This window comes from Streptomyces sp. NBC_00390, from assembly GCF_036057275.1.
Lineage (GTDB): Bacteria > Actinomycetota > Actinomycetes > Streptomycetales > Streptomycetaceae > Streptomyces.
Map to the genome: position 1 here is coordinate 4,385,488 of NZ_CP107945.1, position 21,054 is coordinate 4,406,541.

The following is a 21,054-nucleotide window of genomic DNA, read 5'->3' on the forward strand; positions in this document are numbered from 1 at the left end:
CTTCTTTCTCTGAGCGGACGACGAGATTCGAACTCGCGACCCTCACCTTGGCAAGGTGATGCTCTACCAACTGAGCCACGTCCGCATTGCTGCCGCTCAGCTCTCACCGGGCGGTGCGTCCACCACTGTACCTGATCCACCGGAGCGGCCGGTAAAGCGATGAGAGCGGGTGACAGGAATTGCACACTGCGCCTTCCCCCTGGAAGGGGGATGTTCTACTACTGAACTACACCCGCACGCTGCGTGGAGCGGGCCTTTCGGCCTTGCCCCTCGGCGTGGTCCAGACTCTAGCCGACCAGCAGGGGTGCAGCGCAACTCGGTTCGCCGCGGGGTGCCCGGCGGCCGCTCAACTGGCTTCGCGGAACGCCTCGTAGACCCGCTTGGGGATCCGGCCGCGGGCCGGTACGTCCATCTTGTTGGACTGCGCCCAGGCGCGCACCGCCGCGGGATCGGGCTCGAGGGCGGTGTGCTTGTAGGTGAGGGGCGACCTGCCGCGCTTGCCGGTGATCGTCCGCTTGCGGCCGGCCGCCATGTACGGCGCCAGGGCCTTGCGCAGTTTCTTTGCATTGGAGGGATTGAGGTCGATCTCGTACGACTTCCCGTCCAGGGCGAACCGCACCGTTTCCGCCGCTTCTCCGCCGTCGATGTCGTCGGAGAGTGTGACCACTACTCGCTGAGCCACGGATATCGGTCCTTTCCCTGCGGTATCACCGGTTCTGACGTGCGGCGATACCGGCTTTCGGCTGGTGAGGGGCATTGCTGCTTTCCTCTGTATTCCTTTGTACAGCGATGAGTGGCGCAATGTGAAGACCTGGCAATTAGCTGCGCGTGTCCGCCGCAAAGATCTCCGGGATTCTTTCTTCGGATTTCCCCGTGCGTTCTCTTGATATCTACTCGCGTAGATTTTCCGGCCGGGTACGCTGAGGGAACCGCCCTCGCAACACACCACCGGGAGTGCCCGTGGCTCGCGTCGTAGTCGACGTCATGCTCAAGCCGGAGATCCTCGACCCTCAGGGACAGGCGGTGCAGCGTGCACTGCCTCGTCTGGGGTTCGCCGGGATCGCGGATGTCCGTCAGGGGAAGCGCTTCGAGCTGGAGGTGGAGGGGCCGGTCGACGATGCCGCCCTCGCCCGCATCCATGAGATGGCCGAAACGTTCCTCGCCAACACCGTCATCGAGGACTTCGTCGTGAAGGTGGAGTCGTGACCTCTCGTATCGGAGTCGTCACCTTCCCCGGCACGCTCGACGACCACGATTCGCTGCGTGCCGTGCGGCTGGCGGGTGCCGAGCCGGTTTCGCTGTGGCACCGCGACAAGGACCTGAAGCAGGTCGACGCGGTCGTGCTCGCCGGCGGCTTCTCGTACGGCGACTATCTGCGCGCCGGAGCGATCTCGCGTTTCTCGCCGGTGATGGAGACGATCATCGAGCAGGCCAGGGCCGGTATGCCCGTGCTCGGTATCTGCAACGGCTTCCAGATCCTCACCGAGGCGCATCTGCTGCCGGGCGCCATGCTGCGCAACAACCATCTGCACTTCATCTGCCGCGATCAGAAGCTGCGGGTGGAGAACGCGGACACCGCCTGGACCGTCGACTACGAGGCGGGCCAGGAGATCTCCGTACCGCTGAAGAACATGGACGGACGGTACGTCGCCGACGAGCGTGTGCTCGACGAGCTGGAGGCCGAGGGACGGGTGGCGTTCCGCTACGTCGCCCCCGGCAACGCCGCTGACGGATACGGAAACCCGAACGGGTCGCTGCGTGACATCGCGGGCATCACCAATGCCGCGGGCAATGTGGTCGGCCTGATGCCGCACCCCGAGCACGCCGTGGACCCGTTGACCGGTACGGGCCGCACCGACGGGCTCGGCTTTTTCACTTCGATCCTCAAGAAGCTGGTCAACGCATGAGCCTGGATACGGTCAAGCACGCGGCCGAGACCCCGGACGTCGAACAGCCCTGGAAGGAACTCGGCCTCAAGCAGGACGAGTACGAGCGCATCCGCGAGATCCTGGGCCGCCGCCCCACCGGCGCCGAGCTCGCCATGTACAGCGTCATGTGGTCGGAGCACTGCTCGTACAAGTCGAGCAAGGTGCACCTGAAGCAGTTCGGCGACAAGGCTCCCGAGAACGACGCGCTGCTCGTGGGCATCGGTGAGAACGCGGGCGTGGTGGACGTCGGCCAGGGGTACGCGGTGACCTTCAAGGTCGAGTCGCACAACCACCCGTCGTACATCGAGCCCTACCAGGGCGCGGCCACCGGCGTCGGCGGCATCGTGCGCGACATCCTCGCCATGGGCGCCCGCCCGGTCGCCGTCGTCGACCCGCTGCGGTTCGGCGCGGCCGACCACCCCGACACCAAGCGAGTGCTGCCCGGTGTCGTCGCGGGCATCGGCGGCTACGGCAACTGCCTGGGTCTGCCGAACATCGGCGGCGAGGTCGTCTTCGACCCGTGCTACCAGGGCAACCCGCTGGTCAACGCCGGCTGCATCGGTGTGATGAAACACGAGGACATCCACCTCGCGAAGGCATCCGGACCCGGCAACAAGGTCATCCTGTACGGCGCCCGCACCGGCGGCGACGGCATCGGCGGCGTGTCCGTCCTCGCCTCGGAGACCTTCGAGTCGACCGGTCCCGCCAAGCGTCCGGCCGTCCAGGTCGGCGACCCGTTCCAGGAGAAGCTCCTGATCGAGTGCACCCTTGAGATCTTCAAGGAGAAGCTCGTCGCCGGCATCCAGGACCTCGGCGGCGCGGGTCTGTCCTGCGCCACCTCCGAGCTGGCGAGCGCCGGCTCCGGCGGTATGCGGGTCGAGCTGGACACCGTGCCGCTGCGCGACGCGACGCTCTCGCCGGAGGAGATCCTCATGAGCGAGTCGCAGGAGCGTATGTGCGCGATCGTCGAGCCGCAGCACGTCGAGCGTTTCCTGGAGATCTGCGAGAAGTGGGACGTCATCGCCACCGTCATCGGTGAGGTGACCGACGGCGAGCGACTGGAGATCTTCTGGCACGGCGAGCAGATCGTCGACGTGCTGCCGGGGACCGTCGCCCACGAGGGCCCTGTCTACCACCGCCCGTACGCCCGCCCGGAGTGGCAGGACGCGCTGCAGGCCGACGACGCGGGCAAGCTGCCGCGGCCGCAGAGCGCCCAGGAGCTGCGTGAGCAGATCCTGAAGCTGGTGGCGTCGCCGAACCAGGCGTCGAAGGCGTGGATCACGGACCAGTACGACCGCTTCGTGCAGGGCAACACCGTGCTGGCGCAGCCCGAGGACGCGGGCATGGTCCGGATCGACGAGAAGACGAACCTCGGCGTGGCCATGGCCACCGACGGCAACGGCCGGTACGCGAAGCTCGATCCGTACACCGGCGCGCAGCTCGCGCTGGCGGAGGCGTACCGCAATGTGGCCGCCTCCGGTGCGAAGCCGCTGGCGGTCTCGGACTGCCTGAACTTCGGCTCGCCCGAGGACCCGGCCGTCATGTGGCAGTTCGCCGAGGCCACTCGTGGTCTGGCGGACGCCTGCCTGCAGCTGGGCACCCCGGTGACCGGCGGCAATGTCTCGCTCTACAACCAGACCGGTGAGACGGCGATCCACCCGACGCCGGTCGTGGCCGTGCTCGGTGTGATCGACGACGTCACCCGCCGTACGCCGATCGCGTTCGCCGGAGAGGGGCAGCTGCTCTACCTGCTGGGCGACACCCGCGAGGAGTTCGGCGGCTCGGCCTGGTCCCAGGTCGTCCACGACCACCTCGGCGGACTGCCCCCGCAGGTCGACCTCGACCGCGAGAGGCTGCTGGCCGAGATCCTGATCTCGGCATCCCGCGACGGCATGATCGACGCGGCGCACGACCTGTCCGACGGCGGTCTGATCCAGGCGGTCACCGAGTCCTGCCTGCGCGGCGGCAACGGCGCGCGGCTGATCGTGCCGGACGGTCTGGACGCGTTCACCTTCCTGCTGAGCGAGTCGGCCGGCCGTGCCGTCGTCTCCGTCCCGCGCAGCGAGGAGCTCCGCTTCACCGACATGTGCGGCGCGCGCGGACTGCCCGCCACCCGTATCGGTGTCGTCGACGGCGACGAGGTGGAGGTCCAGGGCGAGTTCAGCATCCCGCTGAGCGAGCTGCGCACCGCGCACGAGGAGACCATCCCCGGTCTGCTCGTCTGACCCGCCTGCTGGTTGAGCGCACGGCCCTGCCCGGTCACGGGTGGGGCCGTCCTCGTCCGGCGGCTTCGCCGGCCAGGACCGGATCACAGGGAGCACCGGACCGGCCGACAGCCGCCGGCGTTGTCGTACCGATCCCCTACTGTCGGCCGTATGCCTCCGGCCAGGAAACGCCTCCGCAGCTACGACCACGACACGATCCGCGCCGCCGTGCTCGCCCAGTTCGGGCATGTCCGGCAGGCGGTGGAGTCGCTCACCCCCGAGCAGCTGGCGCTGCCCACGCGCCTCGGGGACTGGACCGTGCGCGAGCTGAGTGCGCACATCGCCATGACGTCCGGCCTGATCGCCCGCTACGTCACGCTGCCGGAGCCCGAGAGGGCCGACGTCGCCCTGCTGGACTGGCCGTTCGCGACGGTCACCGCTGCCGGACAGGTCGACGAGGACACCCGGGCCTTCGCGGCGGACCAGGAGCCCGCCGAGCTCTTCGCCCGTGTCGCCGCACGGATCGGGGAACTGCTGCCGGCCGTTCCCGCCGACCGGCTCGTGCCCATGCGGTTCGGGGGCATGCGGCTCGGGGACTTCCTGGTCACCCGGACCGTGGAGCTGATCGTCCACACCGACGACCTGAACGCGGCGACCGGGCTGGAGATCCCGTACGACCGCAAGGCGCTCGCGGCCTGCACGCGCCTGCTGGCGGACGCCCTCGCGGTCAAGGCACCGGGGGCGTCCACGGAGGTGCGGATCCCGCCGTTCGCCGTGGTCCAGTGCATCGAAGGGCCCAGGCACACCCGGGGCACCCCGCCCAATGTCGTCGAGACGGATCCGCTGACCTGGATCCGCCTGGCCACCGGACGTACGGGATGGCGGGAGGCGGTCGACGCGGCGCGGGTCAGCGCGAGCGGTGAGCGGGCCGATCTCGGGAGGCTGCTGCCGATCCTGGGCTGAGGGCCCGGTGAGGCCCGGTGCGCCGGTGCACCGGGGGGAACCGCCGCCGCACCCGCCCCGTCCCAGCTGTATGCGTAGCCAGCTGAGCATCCCCGCCACCATCCTGGCCCTCTTCGCGCTCGCCGCCTGCGGCACACAGACGGACTCCGGCGACGGCAGCGGAAGCGGCACGGTCACGACCGATCTGCCCGTCACGGGCGTGCACTGGTCCGTCGAGAGCGTCACCGTCGACGGCAAGAAGACCGCGGCGCCCGCCGGGGCGCATGTCGAGATCACCGACAAGGGCCGCGCCCAGGGCAACTACGGCTGCAACCACTTCGGCGCCGACGTGAAGATCGACGGCGACACGATCACCGTGAGCCCGGCCGAGATGACCGAGATGAGCTGCGGGAAGAAGATCCAGAGCTTCGAGGAGGCTCTGAGCGCCGCCCTCTCCGGCAAGCTCAAGGCGAAGCTCGCCGACGGCGGGCTCACCCTCACCACCGAGAAGGGCGACGCGATCGCGCTGACCGAGGAGAAGCCGGCCGCGCTGGTGGGCACCAAGTGGTCCGTGACCTCTCTGCTGTCCGGCGACACTGCCCGGTCCCTTCCCGCCGGCACCGAGAACAAGGCGCATCTGACCTTCGCCAAGGACGGCACCGTGGGCGGCAGCCTCGGCTGCAACCGCTTCAGCAGCACCGCGGAGATCTCCGGGGACACGATCACGTTCGGCAGGATCGCCGCCACCCGCAAGCTCTGCCCCGGGCCGGAGATGACGGTCGAGCGTGAGCTGATGGAGGTGCTGAGCGGGAAGGTGACGTACGACCTGAGTCATCGCTCCCTCTCACTGACCGCGGCCGACGGCAAGGGCCTGGCCGCCACGGCCACCACCGCCGCACCGGCCGGGAAGTCCGGCTGACCGGACGCGTGACTGCATGCTGACCGGACGCCCGATCGGACCGTCCGACCCGTCGGCCGGCCCTCCGCACAGTGATGTGCGGCACGCCCCGGCACCTGGGGTACCCGTCGGTAGGTCCCTCCGAAGGCTTCATTCTGCGGCTTTTGTGTGAAGCTCCGAGCGGTGCCGTCCACCTCCCCAATTCGGACCGGTGGTCGATCTCGCCTACACTCGGTGCCGTGCCACGTGGTGACGGACGACTCAACCACGACCTGCTCCCCGGTGAGAAGGGCCCCCAGGACGCTTGCGGCGTCTTCGGTGTCTGGGCTCCGGGTGAAGAGGTCGCGAAGCTCACTTACTTCGGGCTCTACGCCCTCCAACATCGAGGCCAGGAATCCGCGGGTATCGCGGTGAGCAACGGCTCCCAGATCCTCGTCTTCAAGGACATGGGGCTGGTTTCCCAGGTCTTCGACGAAACCTCTCTCGGCTCCCTCCAAGGTCATATCGCGGTCGGTCACGCCCGCTACTCGACCACGGGCGCCTCCGTGTGGGAGAACGCGCAGCCGACCTTCCGGGCCACCGCCCACGGCTCCATCGCGCTCGGCCACAACGGCAACCTGGTCAACACTGCCCAGCTCGCCAAGATGGTCGCCGAGCTCCCCAAGGAGAACGGCCGCGCCACCCAGGTCGCGGCGACCAACGACACGGATCTCGTCACCGCGCTGCTCGCGGGCCAGGTCGACGACGACGGCAAGCCCCTCACCATCGAGGAAGCCGCCGCCAAGGTCCTGCCCGAGGTACGGGGCGCGTTCTCGCTCGTCTTCATGGACGAGGGCACCCTGTACGCGGCACGTGACCCGCAGGGCATCCGCCCGCTGGTGCTCGGCCGTCTCGAGCGCGGCTGGGTCGTGGCGAGCGAGTCCGCCGCCCTCGACATCTGCGGCGCCAGCTTTGTCCGGGAGATCGAGCTCGGCGAGCTCATCGCCATCGACGAGAACGGCATCCGCAGCTCCCGCTTCGCGGAAGCGAAGCCCAAGGGCTGTGTGTTCGAGTACGTCTATCTCGCGCGTCCCGACACCGACATCGCCGGCCGGAACGTGTATCTCTCCCGTGTGGAGATGGGCCGCAGGCTCGCCAAGGAAGCCCCTGTCGAGGCCGACCTGGTGATAGCGACGCCGGAGTCCGGCACTCCCGCGGCCATCGGCTACGCAGAGGCCAGCGGTATCCCGTACGGCTCCGGCCTGGTGAAGAACGCCTACGTGGGCCGTACCTTCATCCAGCCGTCCCAGACCATCCGCCAGCTGGGCATCCGCCTGAAGCTGAACCCCCTCAAGGAAGTCATCCGGGGCAAGCGTCTGGTCGTCGTGGACGACTCGATCGTCCGCGGCAACACCCAGCGCGCCCTGGTCAAGATGCTCCGCGAGGCCGGCGCCGCCGAGGTCCACATCCGGATCTCGTCCCCGCCGGTGAAGTGGCCCTGCTTCTTCGGCATCGACTTCGCGACCCGTGCGGAACTGATCGCCAACGGCATGACGATCGAGGAGATCGGTACCTCGCTGGGCGCCGACTCCCTCTCGTACATCTCCATCGACGGCATGATCGAGGCGACCACCATCGCCAAGCCGAACCTGTGCCGCGCCTGCTTCGACGGCGAGTACCCGATGGAGCTGCCGGACCCCGAGCTGCTCGGCAAGCAGCTTCTGGAGACCGAGCTGGCGGGCGGCGCGGACGCCGCCGACGCGCTCCGTCGTCCGTAAACCCCTGCAGTACGACACGAAAGTTCTCCAGCATGTCTGCTGAATCTTCCGAGCGTGCTCCGCACGCGGGCACCGGCGCCAGCTACGCAGCCGCGGGCGTCGACATCGAAGCGGGTGACCGCGCCGTCGAGCTCATGAAGGAATGGGTGAAGAAGACGCAGCGCCCCGAGGTCCTCGGCGGCCTCGGCGGTTTCGCGGGTCTCTTCGACGCCTCGGCCCTCAAGCGCTTCGCGCGCCCGCTGCTCGCCTCCGCCACCGACGGCGTCGGCACGAAGGTCGACATCGCCCGCCAGATGGGCGTGTACGACAGCATCGGCCACGACCTGGTCGCCATGGTCATGGACGACATCGTCGTCTGCGGCGCCGAGCCGCTGTTCATGACCGACTACATCTGCGTCGGCAAGCTGCATCCCGAGCGTGTCGCCGCCATCGTCAAGGGCATCGCCGAAGGCTGTGTGCTGGCGGGCTGCTCCCTGATCGGCGGGGAGACCGCCGAGCACCCCGGTCTGCTGGGCCCGGACGACTTCGATGTCGCCGGCGCGGGCACGGGTGCGGTGGAGGCGGACCGGCTGCTGGGCCCGGATCGTATCCGTTCGGGTGACGCGGTCATCGCGATGGCGTCGTCCGGCCTTCACTCCAACGGGTACTCGCTGGTCCGGCATGTGCTGTTCGACCGCGCCGGCATGAGCCTGGACGCGCAGGTCGAGGAGCTCGGCCGCACGCTGGGCGAGGAGCTGCTGGAACCCACCAAGATCTACTCGCTGGACTGCCTGGCGCTCACCCGCACCACCGAGGTCCACGCGTTCAGCCACATCACCGGCGGCGGGCTCGCCAACAACCTGGCCCGCGTCGTCCCGGACTCGCTGCACGCGGTGGTCGACCGTGGCACGTGGACCCCGGGCGCGGTGTTCGATCTCGTCGGCACGGCCGGCCAGGTCGACCGTCTCGAGCTGGAGAAGACCCTGAACATGGGCGTGGGCATGATCGCCGTGGTCCCCGAGGGGTCCGTCGACGTGGCCCTGGCCACGCTCGCCGACCGTGGCGTGGATGCGTGGGTCGCCGGTGAGATCAGTGAGCGCGGTGACCGCACCACGGGCGCCGAGCTCGTTGGCGACTACGCAAACTGACAGCACAGAACCCGGTCCGGGGCAGGGCCCCGGACCGGGTCGGTGGTGACTACGTCAAGCGCCGCGACGCTGTGACGACGGACCGGACTCGTCGTCCTCGTCCTCGTCGTCGTTGTACAGGTCGGCGTACCGCGCGTACGGGTCGTCTTCCTCGTCGTCGTCCTCGAACGGCTCGCCATTCGGCGGCTGGCTCGTAATCGGACTCGAAGTCGAAGCGCCCAGCTCGTTGGCCAGACGCGACAGGTCAGTCCCGCCGCTGTTGTACTTCAGCTGGCGGGCGACCTTTGTCTGCTTGGCCTTGGCCCGGCCGCGCCCCATGGCTCGACCCCCTCGGTGACGGGGCTCGACGGCCCCAGAGTCTTGACACGCGTTCATGATTCGGAACGGGCTCTCCGTGAAGAGCTCGGTCCGTAGGGCTTCAACGGTACCTGCTTCCGCGGCCATACGGTACGCCGCCCGCATCACGTGCCACTTCGCAGAACCCTCGAGGAGCCCTGTCCTCGCTGGTCAACTGCGATTTTAACCTCTTCCTGGCGGCCGACCCGCCGACCGGTGGTGAGTCTTGTCTCCCCCGGGCGGCGGGCCGGCCCCTGCGCAGGTCAGCGCCTGCCTGCCTCCGCCATGCGCTGCTCGGCGATCCGGTCGGCCGCGGCGGCCGGCGGAATGCCGTCTTCCTTTGCACGTGCGAATATCGCCAGCGTGGTATCGAAGATCTTGGCCGCCTTCGCCTTGCACCGGTCGAAGTCGAACCCATGCAGCTCGTCGGCCACCTGGATCACGCCGCCGGCGTTCACCACGTAGTCGGGGGCGTAGAGGATTCCGCGGTCCGCGATGTCCTTCTCGACACCCGGGTGCGCGAGCTGGTTGTTGGCCGCGCCGCACACCACCGCCGCCGTGAGGACGGGGACGGTCGCATCGTTGAGGGCGCCGCCCAGTGCGCACGGCGCGTAGACGTCCAGGCCCTCGGTGCGGATCAGGGTGGCGGTGTCCGCGACGGCCGTGACCTGCGGGTGCTTGTCACGGATCCGGCGCACGGACTCCTCGCGCACGTCGGTGATCACGACCTCGGCGCCGTCGTCCAGCAGGTGCTCGACCAAGTGGTGGCCGACCTTGCCGACACCCGCGATGCCGACCTTGCGGCCCTGAAGCGTGGGGCTGCCCCACAGGTGCTGGGTCGAGGCCCGCATGCCCTGGAAGACGCCGTACGCGGTGAGCACGGACGAGTCGCCCGCGCCGCCGTTCTCGGGGGAGCGGCCGGTCGCCCAGCGGGTCTCACGGGCCACGACGTCCATGTCGGCCACATAGGTGCCGACGTCGCAGGCGGTCACATAGCGGCCCCCGAGAGAGTCCACGAAACGGCCGTAGGCCAGCAGCAGCTCCTCGGTCTTGATCCGCTCGGGGTCACCGATGATCACGGCCTTGCCGCCGCCGTGGTCGAGTCCGGCCAGAGCGTTCTTGTACGACATGCCCCGGGAGAGGTTCAGCGCGTCGGAGACGGCCTCTTCCTCGGACGCGTACGGGTAGAAGCGGGTGCCGCCGAGGGCGGGGCCCAGGGCGGTCGAGTGGAGTGCGATGACGGCCTTCAGGCCACTGGCGCGGTCCTGGCACAGCACGACTTGCTCGTGGCCGCCCTGGTCCGATCGGAACAGGGTGTGCAGGACGCCGTCGGTCACATCGGTCACGGTGGTGACTCCCAAGTACGAAGCGGCGGACAGAGGTCTTCCCCGGGGTGTCCCCATCGCTTGTGGCAGGGGAAAATCCAAGGAAGCCCAGTTGGGCAAGAGAGTAAGTCCTACGCGTGCGTAGATCCGACGCAGTGCCGAGGATCACCCTCTCCCGGAGTACGGCCGTGGAAGGATTTGCGGGATGCCAGCGCTGTCCTCGGTTCTTGTCCCTTACGCGGCTTATCTGCGGATCTATGAGCCGCTTGCGGCGTTTCCCGAGCCCGAACGGACCCACTGGGCACGTTACGCCCGCCGGGACGCCACCCCCACCGCCCAGGACGAACTGCGCCGCTCGCTCGCCGACTTGCTGCCCACCCCGCCGGTTCCGGTGCCCGTCCACGAGAGCGCAGACGCGTTCGTGACCCGGGTGGACGGGGTGCTGTGCGTCTGCCCGTGGCGGACCAGGCTGCGCGGCTGGCTGGCGCTCGAGGAGCTGACCCGCCGGCTGCCCGCCATGCTGCTGGACGCGGCCTTGCCGCCGGTGGTCCGGGGCCAGGCGGCCGCGGACTACGAGCAGTGGCGCGAGGAGAACCCCGACGCCCGGCCCTGGATCCGCACGGCGGTGTGGCAGGTGCCGGTGGGCTGGTTCGTGCTCTTCGCCGACGAGGAGCGTGAGTACGAGGCGGCCCAGGAGGTCCCGGTGCTGCGCTACCGCACCCCGATGGTGGAGGCCCGCCGGCGGATGGCCCGGGCGCTGAAGACGCTGCGGGAGACGATCGACGAGGGGCCGCTGACCGAGGCGCTGGTGGATGTGGGTCGGTGGCTGGAGGAGTTCCATCCGCGCTCACTGGTGGAGCTGGACTACGGCGGGCTGGTTCACGCCCTGCCGGGGGAGCAGCTTGCCGACGACCGTTCGGCGGCGGACGTGGCGGACGGCATCGCGGCCCTGCGGGCCGGTGACAGTGAGGGTGCGTCGGCCGCGTACGGGCGGCTGACGGATCGCTGGCGGTCCGTCAGGGACCGTCAGTTCGCGAACTGAAGTGCGGACCGACGGAGTGTGCGCCGCGTCACAGCTTCCTCGCGCGAGGAGGTAGGTGCCGATCCGGGCCTATGGGTCCAAGCGTGACGGACGGCACTAACCGCGCCCTTGCGCCCATCGCCCACCCTCGTGTCAAAATAGGACAAGGAGTCCGGGGAAGGCTCCCTCTGTCCAACTAAGGGCGGAATACTCAGCATTGCACTCTATGGGGGGTCCTGCGGACTCCTGATCGCTCTATAACTGATCGTCACTGTGGGGTGACTGTCCGTTATGGCACGGTCCATCGGGCTTCCGCCACTGATGAGCACCTGAGAGGGCAATTCCATCGGTTTGGCCGACGTGGCTGGACAGATGGTGTAGTTGTAGTGCCGAGGACAAGCCGTTCGTCCTATAACCGACTCGACCCGCGTCCGCCATATCGGGCAACGCGGGTCAAGGTGCAGAATTTAGAGGAATGAACCGAGAAGCTTCGGTTCTCCCGAGGAGGCCGCTCATGACCGCTCGCACCCCTGATGCCGAGCCGCTGCTGACCCCGGCTGAGGTTGCCACGATGTTCCGCGTGGACCCGAAGACGGTCACGCGCTGGGCCAAGGCAGGCAAGCTCACGTCCATCCGCACGCTCGGTGGGCATCGCCGGTACCGCGAGGCTGAGGTCCGCGCACTGCTCGCGGGTATCCCGCAGCAGCGCAGCGAGGCCTGAACACCCCGCTGATCGGGCATTTTCGGGACCCCCATCCCGGACAAGCCCACCTAATAGCTCCATAGGCGCGTGTCTGCCCCAACAGACCTTCGTCTTTGATCGCGCTGGACTCCGCCGGGTCCAGCGCGATTTTTTTGTGCCCCGGGACGGGGAGGAAAGCGGTGCCCGACCGGCCGTCGGCGGGGGTGCCGGTGGGGCTCGAGGGGCTGGTGGGGCGCACTCGACAGGCGGTGCAATGGCACATATTAAATTGGCCCGTTGTAGGGAGGGGGTAAGTTCACCCGTTTCGAAAACCCCTTCAGTGACTCCCGTCACGGTGCCCGACTCTTGCCAAAGCCGGGTACGGCCCGGAAAAAGCGGCTTCCGAACGGGTGTTGGTCACCCCTCCGCGGGGCTCTCGTCCTCGGTGGCCGGCTCCTGATCGGGCCGCTCCAGGGCCAGGCGCATGAGCCGATGGCAGATGGGACAGCTGCGCGTCAGATGGCGATAGCCGGACGCGGCAGCCAGATGGGCGCGCAACAGCGCTCGGGTTTCGTACCGCCTCGCCGTGGACGCCGCCATGCACGTCACCTCCGGGTGTGTGCCGTCCTCTAGTGACTGGGTACCGGTGGCAGGTGACGCCGTCAAGACGGCCGGGGCGCGGCCTTGGGGCACGGGAACGACGAAGGCCCGCGTCGTGATGACGCGGGCCTTCGTACCCAGTGCGGTCCTGACGGGATTTGAACCCGCGGCCTCCACCTTGACAGGGTGGCGAGCACTCCAAACTGCTCCACAGGACCAGGTTTCGCAGCCGGACTCTGCGTTGGCTGCGAGAGAGACTGTACAGCAGGTCAGCGGGTCTGGTCGAACTCATACGTGGTGACGCTCGTTTTACGGTGCCGCCGCGTCGATCGCCTTCACGATCCGCTTGTCGGAGACGGGGTGCGCGGTGCCCAGCGCGTGGGCGAAGTAGCTCACGCGCAGCTCCTCGATCATCCAGCGGATGTCCAGGACCTCCTGCGGCACAGGGCGTCCCTGCGGCATCTGCTCCAGCAGCCACGCGTACTCGTCCTGCATCTCGTGGACCTTCTCCATGCGCGTGGTGTCCCGCTGCACGGCCGTCGGCATCTGCTGCAGGCGGCGGTCCACGGCGACCAGGTAGCGCATCAGGTCCGGCAGACGGCGCAGGCCCGTACGCGTGACGAAGCCGGCCGGCATGAGGGCCGCCAGCTGCTCGCGTACGTCCTGGACGTTGTTGACCAGGACCAGGCTGTTCGTGGCCTTGAGACGGCGCTCACAGGCCTGCCAGGCCGCCAGGATCTGCTGGACCCGGTCGACGGTGCGCACGGTCAGGTCGACAAGGTCGGCACGGACCTTGTCGTACAGCTTCCGGAAGGACTCCTCGTCCCAGACCGGCCCGCCGTGGTCCGCGATCAGCCGGTCCGCCGCCGCCGTGGCGCAGTCCTCGAACAGCGCCTGGATGGAGCCGTGCGGATTACGGGAGAGCGCCAGTTTCTGCTGGTTGGTCAGCTTGTCCGAGGCGAACTTCGCCGGGTTCACCGGAATGTTGAGCATGATCAGCCGACGCGTGCCCTGCCACATGGCCTGTGTCTGCTCGGCCTCGGTGTCGAAGAGCCGTACGGCGACGGACTCGCCCTGGTCGACCAGGGCCGGGTACGCCTTGACCGGCTGGCCCGCCCGGCGGGTCTCGAAGACCTTCGTCAGCGTGCCGACCGTCCAGTCCGTGAGGCCCGAGCGCTCCAGGGACTGCCCCGAGGGGCCGGACGCGGCGGCCGCCGCGGCCTTGGACAGGGCCTGGCGCGCCTTGGGCTTCAGCTGGAGCTTCAGCGCCTCGAGGTTCTTGTCCTCGGCGAGATTCCTGCGGCGCTCGTCGACGATCCTGAACGTGATCTTGAGGTGGTCGGGCACCTTGGACAGGTCGAAGTCGCCGGCCGTGACCGGCACGCCCACCATGCGCTGCAGCTCGCGCGCCAGCGTCGCGGGAAGGGGCTCCTGCGGAGGCTGTGCCTGACTGCGCCCCTCCGGGGACGCCGCCCGCTCCAGGAACGCCTTCGCGTAGTTCGGCGCCGGTACGTAATGGCGGCGGATCGGCTTCGGCAGGGAGCGGATCAGCTCGATGACCACGTCCTCGCGCAGGCCCGGAATCTGCCAGTCGAAGCCCTCGTCCGTCACTTGGTTCAGCACCTGGAGGGGGATGTGCACGGTGACGCCGTCGGCGTCCGCGCCCGGCTCGAACTGGTACGTCACCCGGAACTTCAGCGGGCCCTGCCGCCACGAGTCCGGATAGTCGTCCTTGGTGACCGACCCGGCCTTCTCGTTGATGAGCATCTCGCGCTCGAAGTCGAGCAGTTCGGGCTGCTCACGGCGCTTGTGTTTCCACCAGGAGTCGAAGTGGGCGCCGGACACGACATGTTCGGGCACCCGCTGGTCGTAGAAGTCGAAGAGCGTCTCGTCGTCCACGAGGATGTCGCGGCGTCGGGCGCGGTGCTCCAGCTCCTCGACCTCGGTGAGGAGTTTGCGGTTGTCCGCGAAGAACTTGTGGTGCGTGCGCCAGTCGCCCTCGACGAGCGCGTTGCGGATGAACAGCTCGCGGCTCGTCTCCGGGTCGATCCGGCCGTAGTTCACCTTGCGCTGGGCGATGATCGGGACGCCGTACAGCGTGACCTTCTCGTAGGCCATCACCGCCGCCTGGTCCTTCTCCCAGTGAGGCTCGCTGTACGTGCGCTTGAGCAGGTGCCCGGCGAGCGGCTCGATCCACTCGGGCTCGATCCTGGCGTTGACCCGGGCCCAGAGGCGGGACGTCTCGACGAGCTCGGCCGACATGACGAAGCGGGGCGGCTTCTTGAACAGCGCCGAGCCTGGGAAGACGGCGAACTTCGCGTTGCGGGCGCCCAGGTACTCGTTCTTCGCGCCCTCCTTGATGTCCTTCATCCCGACGTGGGAGAGGAGGCCGGCGAGCAGCGAGATGTGGACGTGCTGCTCGGGCGCGTCGTCCTCGTTGAGGTGGATGCCCATCTGCTTGGCGACCGTACGCAGCTGCGAGTAGATGTCCTGCCATTCGCGGATGCGCAGGAAGTTCAGGTACTCCTGCTTGCACATCCGGCGGAAGCTGGACGAGCCGCGCTCCTTCTGCTGCTCGCGGACGTACCGCCAGAGGTTGAGGAAGGCGAGGAAGTCGCTCGTCTCGTCCTTGAACCGGGCATGCATCTGGTCGGCCTGCGCCTGTTTGTCGGCGGGGCGCTCGCGCGGGTCCTGGATGGACAGCGCGGCCGCGATCACCATGACCTCGCGGACGCAGCCGTTCTTGTCCGCCTCGACGACCATGCGGGCCAGTCGCGGGTCCACCGGCAGCTGGGAGAGCTTGCGGCCGAGCTGCGTGAGCTGCTTGCGCGGGTCCTTCTGGGCGGGGTCGAACGCGCCCAGTTCCTGCAGGAGCTGGACTCCGTCGCGGATGTTGCGGTGATCCGGCGGGTCGATGAAGGGGAACTTCTCGATGTCGCCGAGGCCCGCCGCGGTCATCTGCAGGATGACGGACGCCAGGTTCGTGCGCAGGATCTCCGCGTCCGTGAACTCGGGGCGGGCGTTGAAGTCGTCCTCGGAGTAGAGGCGGATGCAGATGCCGTCGGACGTACGGCCGCAGCGGCCCTTGCGCTGGTTGGCGCTGGCCTGGCTGACCGGCTCGATGGGCAGGCGCTGGACCTTGGTGCGGTGGCTGTAGCGCGAGATACGGGCGGTGCCCGGATCGATCACGTACTTGATGCCGGGGACGGTCAGGGACGTCTCGGCGACGTTCGTGGCGAGCACGATCCGGCGGCCCACGTGCGGCTGGAAGACACGGTGCTGCTCGGCGTGCGACAGGCGGGCGTAGAGGGGAAGGACCTCCGTGAAGCGGTACTGCTTCTTGTTGAGCGCGTCCGCGGTGTCGCGGATCTCGCGCTCGCCGGAGAGGAAGACGAGGATGTCGCCCTTGCCCTCACTCTGCAGTTCCTCGACGGCATCGCAGATCGCGGTGATCTGGTCGCGGTCGCCCTCTTGATCGTCAACAGCCTCGGAGCCCTCTTCCAGGAGGGGGCGGTAGCGTACTTCGACGGGATACGTACGGCCGCTGACCTCGACGATGGGCGCGTCGCCGAAGTGGCGGGAGAAGCGCTCGGGATCGATCGTCGCGGAAGTGATCACGACCTTGAGGTCGGGACGCCGGGGCAGCAGCTGCGCGAGATAGCCGAGCAGGAAGTCGATGTTCAGGGACCGCTCATGGGCCTCGTCGATGATGATCGTGTCGTACGCGCGCAGCTCGCGGTCCGTCTGGATCTCGGCGAGCAGGATGCCGTCCGTCATCAGCTTGACGAAGGTGTCGCCGCCGACCTGGTCGGTGAAGCGGACCTTCCAGCCGACCGCCTCGCCGAGCGGGGTGCGCAGCTCCTCCGCGACCCGTTCGGCGACGGTACGGGCGGCGATCCGCCTCGGCTGCGTATGGCCGATCATGCCCCGCACGCCGCGCCCCAGCTCCAGGCAGATCTTGGGGATCTGGGTCGTCTTTCCCGACCCGGTCTCGCCCGCGACGATCACGACCTGGTGGTCCCGTATCGCCTCGGCGATCTCGTCCTTCCGCTGGCTGACCGGCAGCTGCTCGGGGTACGAGATCCCGGGCACCCGCGCGCTCCGCTGCGCGGTGCGGGCAGCGGACTTCTCGGCCTCGGCGGCGATCTCGTCCAGCACGGCCTGCCGCGCGTCGGGCTTACGGATGCGGCGGGCGCCCTCGAGACGGCGGCCGAGCCGGTGTGCGTCGCGCAGCGACGCCCCGGCCAGCAGGGTCTGGAGGTCGGCGAAGGAAGTAGACATACGGGGTCCAGGATCGCACCCCGTGGAAAGCACTGGCGAACCCATTTCGTCCGCAAGCTGGTGCAGTATGGATCAGATCCGATCACCTCCCCGCGAAGGGAACGCACGTCCATGCTGCTCGGCCGCGACCTACCGCACCGGATTCCGGTGGCTGCGGCACCGCTGCCGGGCCTGCCGCCGGCGTTCGTGGCCGCTCTCCCGGTCCCCTCGACCGCAGCGCCCGCCGACGCGCCCCGGGAGCTGTCCGTCCTGCGCGTGTAGGCCGTCCGCCCGGGCCCGCAGCAGCGTGCCCCCACCCTCGCGATCACTTTCATGGCCCTCGCTCAGGAGCACCGCACCCATGCCGTCGTCGTCCACCTCCTCGTCCCGCACACCGATCGCGATAGGGGCGGGCGTCGCCGCGGCCGCGCTGCTGCTCGGCTACGCCTCGTACACCGCGACCAAGCCGGACGCGCCGTTCACCGGGCCCGCGTCCCTGGCCGAGGCATCGGCGGACCCGCGGACCGGCGCGGATCCGAAGCTCGGGAAACTCGCCCGCCGCGACGCCCGTGACCCGCTTGCCGCCGGCCGCGCGGACGCACCGGTCGTGATGATCGAGTACGCGGACTTCCAGTGCGGCTACTGCGGCACGTTCGCCCGTGACACCGAGCCCGAGCTGCAGAAGAAGTACGTCGAGGACGGCACTCTGCGCATCGAATGGCGCAACTTCCCGATCTTCGGCGAGGAGTCGGAAGCGGCGGCGCGCGCGGCCTGGGCCGCCGGGCGGCAGGGGCGTTTCTGGCAGTTCCACGCCGCGGCGTTCGCGGACGGGGCGAAGGAGAAAGGCTTCGGCGAGGACCGGCTGACGGCGCTGGCGCGCGCCGCGGGCGTCAAGGACCTCGACCGCTTCGACCGTGAGAGGGACAGCGCCGCGGCACGGAAGGCGGTGGCCGACGACCAGGCCGAGGGCTATGAATTCGGCGCGGCTTCCACACCGACTTTCCTGGTCAACGGGCAGCCGATCGCCGGGGCGCAGCCGCTGGAGACGTTCACCGCGGCCATCGAAGCGGCGAAGAAGGCGGCGGACAAAGAGGCCGCGAAGGCTGAGCGGTGAGTGACATCGGCTATCTGGCGGCGTTCCTCGGCGGCCTGCTCGCCCTGATCAGCCCGTGCAGCGCGCTGCTGCTCCCGGCGTTCTTCGCGTACTCCATCGACTCGACGGGCCGACTGCTGGCCCGGACCGGGATCTTCTATGCAGGCCTGGCCACCACCCTGGTCCCGCTGGGAGCGGCCGGGTCGTTCGCCGGACGGCTGTTCTACGGTCACCGTGACCTGCTGGTCCCGGCCGGCGGCTGGCTGATCGTCGCACTCGGCGTGGCGCAGATCCTCCAGATGGGCTTCGCATCCCGCCGGATCGTCGCGGTGTCCGGCCGGATCCGCCCGACCACCGCCCTGTCCGTGTACGCCCTGGGCCTGGTCTACGGCCTCGCGGGCTTCTGCGCGGGCCCGATCCTCGGCGGCGTGCTGACCGTGGCGGCGGTGAGCGGCAGCCCCGTCTACGGGGTCCTGCTGCTCGCCGTCTACGCCCTGGGCATGGCGGTGCCGCTGTTCGTGCTGGCCCTGCTGTGGGACCGCTTCGACCTGGGCAGCCGCGGCTGGCTGCGCGGGCGCGAGGTGCGACTGGGCCGGATCCGGGCGCATACGACGACGCTGGCGTCGGGCCTGTTCTTCATCCTTCTCGGCACACTCTTCCTGGCCTTCGACGGCACGACGGCCCTGCCGGGCCTGCTCTCGGCCGACGACTCGTTCGCCGCGGAGCAATGGGCCGCGGCCGTCGGGCGCTCGGTCCCGGACTGGGCACTGCTGGTTCTGGTGGTGGCACTGGGGGCAGTGGTGGCCGTCTTCCTGGGGGTACGGGGGCGCCGCGCGGCGCGACGGGAGCAGCCGTAGGGAACCAGGGCCGGGTCCGGTCCCTGCGACCGGGCCCCTGGGATGTCCGCCGGAAAACGGCGAAGGCCCCGATCCAGGGGATCGGGGCCTTCGGTGGTGGCTGGGGCCGGGGTCGAACCGGCGACCTATCGCTTTTCAGGCGATCGCTCGTACCAACTGAGCTACCCAGCCACGAAGCTCTGACGAGCTCCAGCGGTCCTGACGGGATTTGAACCCGCGGCCTCCACCTTGACAGGGTGGCGAGCACTCCAAACTGCTCCACAGGACCAAGCAATGTGCGAGACCAAGTCTCGCACACGGTAAAGCGTGCCCCCAACGGGATTCGAACCCGTGCTACCGCCTTGAAAGGGCGGCGTCCTGGGCCACTAGACGATGAGGGCTAAGGGCCCACCTGGGCGCTTTGCAGCGCGTCGGGGACGTGAGAAGCATATGGGATGCGGGGAGCTATCGCCAAAACGCTTTTGGAGGGCCGGGCGCCGTCCCCCGGAAAGACGCTGTCGGCGAGGGGGTCGGCGTGCTCGGCGAGGGCGAGGGCTCCGGCTGGTTCTCCTCCGCCACATGACGGCTGACCTCGGCCGTCGTCAGACCGAGTCCGCCCAGCTTGATCTCGTCCCATGCTTGCAGCCGACGTGTCGAACGGTCCAGATAGAGCACCGACGCGCGGATCTTCTCCGGCTGCTCGTTCTGGACCGCACGCAGACCACCGCCGCCCGTCGAGCCCTCGATCTTGAGACGGGTGCCGTACTTCATCAGCTCCGTCCGGGTCTGGTGGATGTGACCTGCCAGGACGAGGGGGACCGTGCCGTCGGTCTTGCGGGCCGCGACCGGGTTGTGGGCGACCGCGATGTCCACGGGGGTGCCGGCGCGTTCCTGGTCGCGCAGGGCGGAGGCGAGGCGGATGCCCGTCATCTGTTCGGCCGGGTCGCCCGCGGCGACGACGGAGCGGTCCGGGGTGAACTGCGGGTCGCCGCTGCCGGCGATGCGCAGTCCCGCGACCGTGACGGCCCTGCCCTCGTCGAGGACATGCACGTTGTCGAGGTCTTCCAGATAGTCCTGGGTGGTACGGGAGTCATGGTTGCCGCGGACCCAGACGTAGGGCGCACCGAGCTCTGGGATCGGGTCGAGGAAGCTGTTCTCGGCGGAGGACCCGTGGTCCATGGTGTCGCCGGAGTCGATGATCACGTCGATGCGGTACTGCTTCACGAGCGAGCCGATGATGTGCCAGGCCGCCGGGTTGAGGTGGATGTCGGAGACGTGCAGCACCCGCAGAGTGCCGGGGTCCGGCTGATAGGTGGGCAGTGTCGAGGTCGCCTCGTACAGCTTGGTGACGTTGGTGACCAGGCGGGCCAACTCCTGCTGGTAGACGTCGAATTCGGTGACGATGGAACGGGCGTTGCCGACGACCGAGGGGGCGCCGGCGAGCAGGCCGGAGAACTTCGGTTCCAGGACGGACTTCGGGTTCCAGGTGGCGTACGCGCTGATGCCGGATGCCGCGAGGAGGGCGAGCGCGAGCCCGCCGGCCGCGAGGGCGCGGCGCGGGCGGCGGTAGACGGCGAGGCCGAGGGCGGTCGCGCCGGAGACGACGGCCACGCAGGAGCGCCCGGCGAGTTCGGCGGTTCCTTCGCGTACGTCGTGGGTGACCTCGTCCTGGAGGCCGGACAGGAGCTCGGGGCGTTCGACGAACGCCTGGGAGCGGACCGGGTCGAGCCGGTCGACGTCGACGTCGAGGCGGATGGGGGCGACGTGCGAGTCGAGTTCCAGGGCGCCCAGCGGCGAGACGTTGATCTTCGTGCCGCCGGACAGGGACGGGCGCAGGGTCATCGTCGTGTCCATCGGCCCCACGGGCGTACGGACGTTGCCGACGACGAGCAGTCCGAGCCAGGCGCCGAGCAGGACGACCGCGACCAGTCCGAGGCCCCGTGCCCAGGGGTGCGGGGGACGCGCGAGGGGGGCGGCGGCGTCCGCGGCGCGGGCGGGCCGCAGACGGGTGAGCACGGCGCGGATCGGACGGAGCATGGAGGGCG

Annotated in this window: 18 protein-coding genes and 6 tRNA genes; 12 read left to right on the forward strand and 12 right to left on the reverse strand. The window is 69.0% G+C overall.

All coding sequences use genetic code 11. From position 1 onward, the window contains the following. Nucleotides 1-12: 12 nt before the first annotated feature. The 3 genes from OHS70_RS19170 to OHS70_RS19180 all read right to left on the reverse strand — a co-directional run bounded on the left by OHS70_RS19170 (nucleotide 13) and on the right by OHS70_RS19180 (nucleotide 682). Nucleotides 13-85: transfer RNA gene (locus tag OHS70_RS19170), tRNA-Gly, on the reverse strand. A gap of 79 nt (nucleotides 86-164) precedes the next feature. Next, a tRNA-Gly gene (locus OHS70_RS19175) sits at nucleotides 165-236 on the reverse strand. Between the two features lie 110 nt (nucleotides 237-346). Then, nucleotides 347-682: a histone-like nucleoid-structuring protein Lsr2 gene (locus OHS70_RS19180; protein WP_328399018.1), complete on the reverse strand. Its 336-nt coding sequence runs from the start codon at nucleotides 680-682 to the stop codon at nucleotides 347-349. Nucleotides 683-960: 278 nt separating this feature from the next. Between OHS70_RS19180 and purS the strand changes: the two genes are divergently transcribed. The 7 genes from purS to purM all read left to right on the forward strand — a co-directional run bounded on the left by purS (nucleotide 961) and on the right by purM (nucleotide 8,856). Then, nucleotides 961-1,206 (forward strand): phosphoribosylformylglycinamidine synthase subunit PurS, encoded by a 246-nt coding sequence (gene purS, locus OHS70_RS19185; protein WP_015035032.1) that lies wholly within the window; start codon nucleotides 961-963, stop codon nucleotides 1,204-1,206. Then, nucleotides 1,203-1,907 carry a phosphoribosylformylglycinamidine synthase subunit PurQ gene (gene purQ / locus OHS70_RS19190; protein ID WP_328399019.1) on the forward strand — a complete coding sequence of 235 codons (705 nt, stop codon included), beginning with the start codon at nucleotides 1,203-1,205 and terminating at the stop codon, nucleotides 1,905-1,907. Before purS ends, purQ begins: the two co-directional genes overlap by 4 nt. Further along, the gene (gene purL, locus OHS70_RS19195; RefSeq protein ID WP_328399020.1) at nucleotides 1,904-4,153 is read left to right on the forward strand and encodes a phosphoribosylformylglycinamidine synthase subunit PurL; all 2,250 of its coding nucleotides are present in this window, start codon (nucleotides 1,904-1,906) and stop codon (nucleotides 4,151-4,153) included. Before purQ ends, purL begins: the two co-directional genes overlap by 4 nt. A 150-nt stretch (nucleotides 4,154-4,303) precedes the next feature. Then, nucleotides 4,304-5,095, forward strand: a complete 792-nt coding sequence (locus OHS70_RS19200; RefSeq protein WP_328399021.1) for a maleylpyruvate isomerase family mycothiol-dependent enzyme — start codon at nucleotides 4,304-4,306, stop codon at nucleotides 5,093-5,095. A gap of 70 nt (nucleotides 5,096-5,165) precedes the next feature. Beyond that, the gene (locus tag OHS70_RS19205) at nucleotides 5,166-5,993 is read left to right on the forward strand and encodes an META domain-containing protein (protein ID WP_328399022.1); all 828 of its coding nucleotides are present in this window, start codon (nucleotides 5,166-5,168) and stop codon (nucleotides 5,991-5,993) included. A gap of 218 nt (nucleotides 5,994-6,211) precedes the next feature. After that, nucleotides 6,212-7,729: an amidophosphoribosyltransferase gene (gene purF / locus OHS70_RS19210; protein WP_328399023.1), complete on the forward strand. Its 1,518-nt coding sequence runs from the start codon at nucleotides 6,212-6,214 to the stop codon at nucleotides 7,727-7,729. Nucleotides 7,730-7,761: 32 nt separating this feature from the next. Then, nucleotides 7,762-8,856 (forward strand): phosphoribosylformylglycinamidine cyclo-ligase, encoded by a 1,095-nt coding sequence (purM, locus tag OHS70_RS19215; protein ID WP_328399024.1) that lies wholly within the window; start codon nucleotides 7,762-7,764, stop codon nucleotides 8,854-8,856. A gap of 54 nt (nucleotides 8,857-8,910) precedes the next feature. On the opposite strand, the gene OHS70_RS19220 is transcribed toward purM, so the two are convergent. Both OHS70_RS19220 and OHS70_RS19225 read right to left on the reverse strand, forming a co-directional pair. Then, nucleotides 8,911-9,174: a DUF3073 domain-containing protein gene (locus OHS70_RS19220; protein ID WP_328399025.1), complete on the reverse strand. Its 264-nt coding sequence runs from the start codon at nucleotides 9,172-9,174 to the stop codon at nucleotides 8,911-8,913. 281 nt (nucleotides 9,175-9,455) lie between these two features. Next, nucleotides 9,456-10,538: a Leu/Phe/Val dehydrogenase gene (locus tag OHS70_RS19225; RefSeq protein ID WP_328399026.1), complete on the reverse strand. Its 1,083-nt coding sequence runs from the start codon at nucleotides 10,536-10,538 to the stop codon at nucleotides 9,456-9,458. Nucleotides 10,539-10,722: 184 nt separating this feature from the next. Here OHS70_RS19225 and OHS70_RS19230 point away from each other — a divergent pair, with 184 nt between their 5' ends. After that, nucleotides 10,723-11,559 (forward strand): hypothetical protein, encoded by an 837-nt coding sequence (locus tag OHS70_RS19230; protein WP_328399027.1) that lies wholly within the window; start codon nucleotides 10,723-10,725, stop codon nucleotides 11,557-11,559. Between the two features lie 493 nt (nucleotides 11,560-12,052). Further along, nucleotides 12,053-12,259, forward strand: coding sequence for a developmental transcriptional regulator BldC (gene bldC, locus OHS70_RS19235; protein WP_003949541.1), 207 nt, complete (start codon nucleotides 12,053-12,055; stop codon nucleotides 12,257-12,259). A gap of 378 nt (nucleotides 12,260-12,637) precedes the next feature. Here the strand turns inward: bldC and OHS70_RS19240 are convergent, their stop codons facing one another. The 3 genes from OHS70_RS19240 to hrpA all read right to left on the reverse strand — a co-directional run bounded on the left by OHS70_RS19240 (nucleotide 12,638) and on the right by hrpA (nucleotide 17,101). After that, on the reverse strand, nucleotides 12,638-12,820 hold the full coding sequence (locus OHS70_RS19240) for a DUF6274 family protein (RefSeq protein WP_328399028.1): 183 nt from the start codon (nucleotides 12,818-12,820) through the stop codon (nucleotides 12,638-12,640). A 143-nt stretch (nucleotides 12,821-12,963) separates the two neighbouring features. Further along, nucleotides 12,964-13,038 (reverse strand) — tRNA-Asp (locus OHS70_RS19245). Between the two features lie 91 nt (nucleotides 13,039-13,129). Further along, on the reverse strand, nucleotides 13,130-17,101 hold the full coding sequence (gene hrpA / locus OHS70_RS19250) for an ATP-dependent RNA helicase HrpA (RefSeq protein WP_328399029.1): 3,972 nt from the start codon (nucleotides 17,099-17,101) through the stop codon (nucleotides 13,130-13,132). Between the two features lie 111 nt (nucleotides 17,102-17,212). On the opposite strand from hrpA, the gene OHS70_RS19255 reads away from it, so the two are divergent. From OHS70_RS19255 to OHS70_RS19265, 3 genes are all read left to right on the forward strand, one after another. Continuing rightward, a complete protein-coding gene (locus OHS70_RS19255; RefSeq protein WP_328399030.1) occupies nucleotides 17,213-17,362 on the forward strand; it encodes a hypothetical protein in 150 nt (49 codons plus the stop codon). Nucleotides 17,363-17,441: 79 nt separating this feature from the next. Further along, on the forward strand, nucleotides 17,442-18,194 hold the full coding sequence (locus OHS70_RS19260; RefSeq protein WP_328399031.1) for a DsbA family protein: 753 nt from the start codon (nucleotides 17,442-17,444) through the stop codon (nucleotides 18,192-18,194). Beyond that, nucleotides 18,191-19,030 (forward strand): cytochrome c biogenesis CcdA family protein, encoded by an 840-nt coding sequence (locus OHS70_RS19265; protein ID WP_328399032.1) that lies wholly within the window; start codon nucleotides 18,191-18,193, stop codon nucleotides 19,028-19,030. Before OHS70_RS19260 ends, OHS70_RS19265 begins: the two co-directional genes overlap by 4 nt. Before the next feature lie 94 nt (nucleotides 19,031-19,124). Here OHS70_RS19265 and OHS70_RS19270 read toward each other — a convergent pair. The 4 genes from OHS70_RS19270 to OHS70_RS19285 all read right to left on the reverse strand — a co-directional run bounded on the left by OHS70_RS19270 (nucleotide 19,125) and on the right by OHS70_RS19285 (nucleotide 21,046). After that, nucleotides 19,125-19,201, reverse strand: a tRNA-Phe gene (locus tag OHS70_RS19270). 22 nt (nucleotides 19,202-19,223) lie between these two features. Beyond that, nucleotides 19,224-19,298: transfer RNA gene (locus tag OHS70_RS19275), tRNA-Asp, on the reverse strand. 39 nt (nucleotides 19,299-19,337) lie between these two features. Then, nucleotides 19,338-19,410: transfer RNA gene (locus tag OHS70_RS19280), tRNA-Glu, on the reverse strand. 64 nt (nucleotides 19,411-19,474) lie between these two features. Beyond that, nucleotides 19,475-21,046: a metallophosphoesterase family protein gene (locus OHS70_RS19285; RefSeq protein WP_328399033.1), complete on the reverse strand. Its 1,572-nt coding sequence runs from the start codon at nucleotides 21,044-21,046 to the stop codon at nucleotides 19,475-19,477. Between the last annotated feature and the right edge of the window lie 8 nt (nucleotides 21,047-21,054).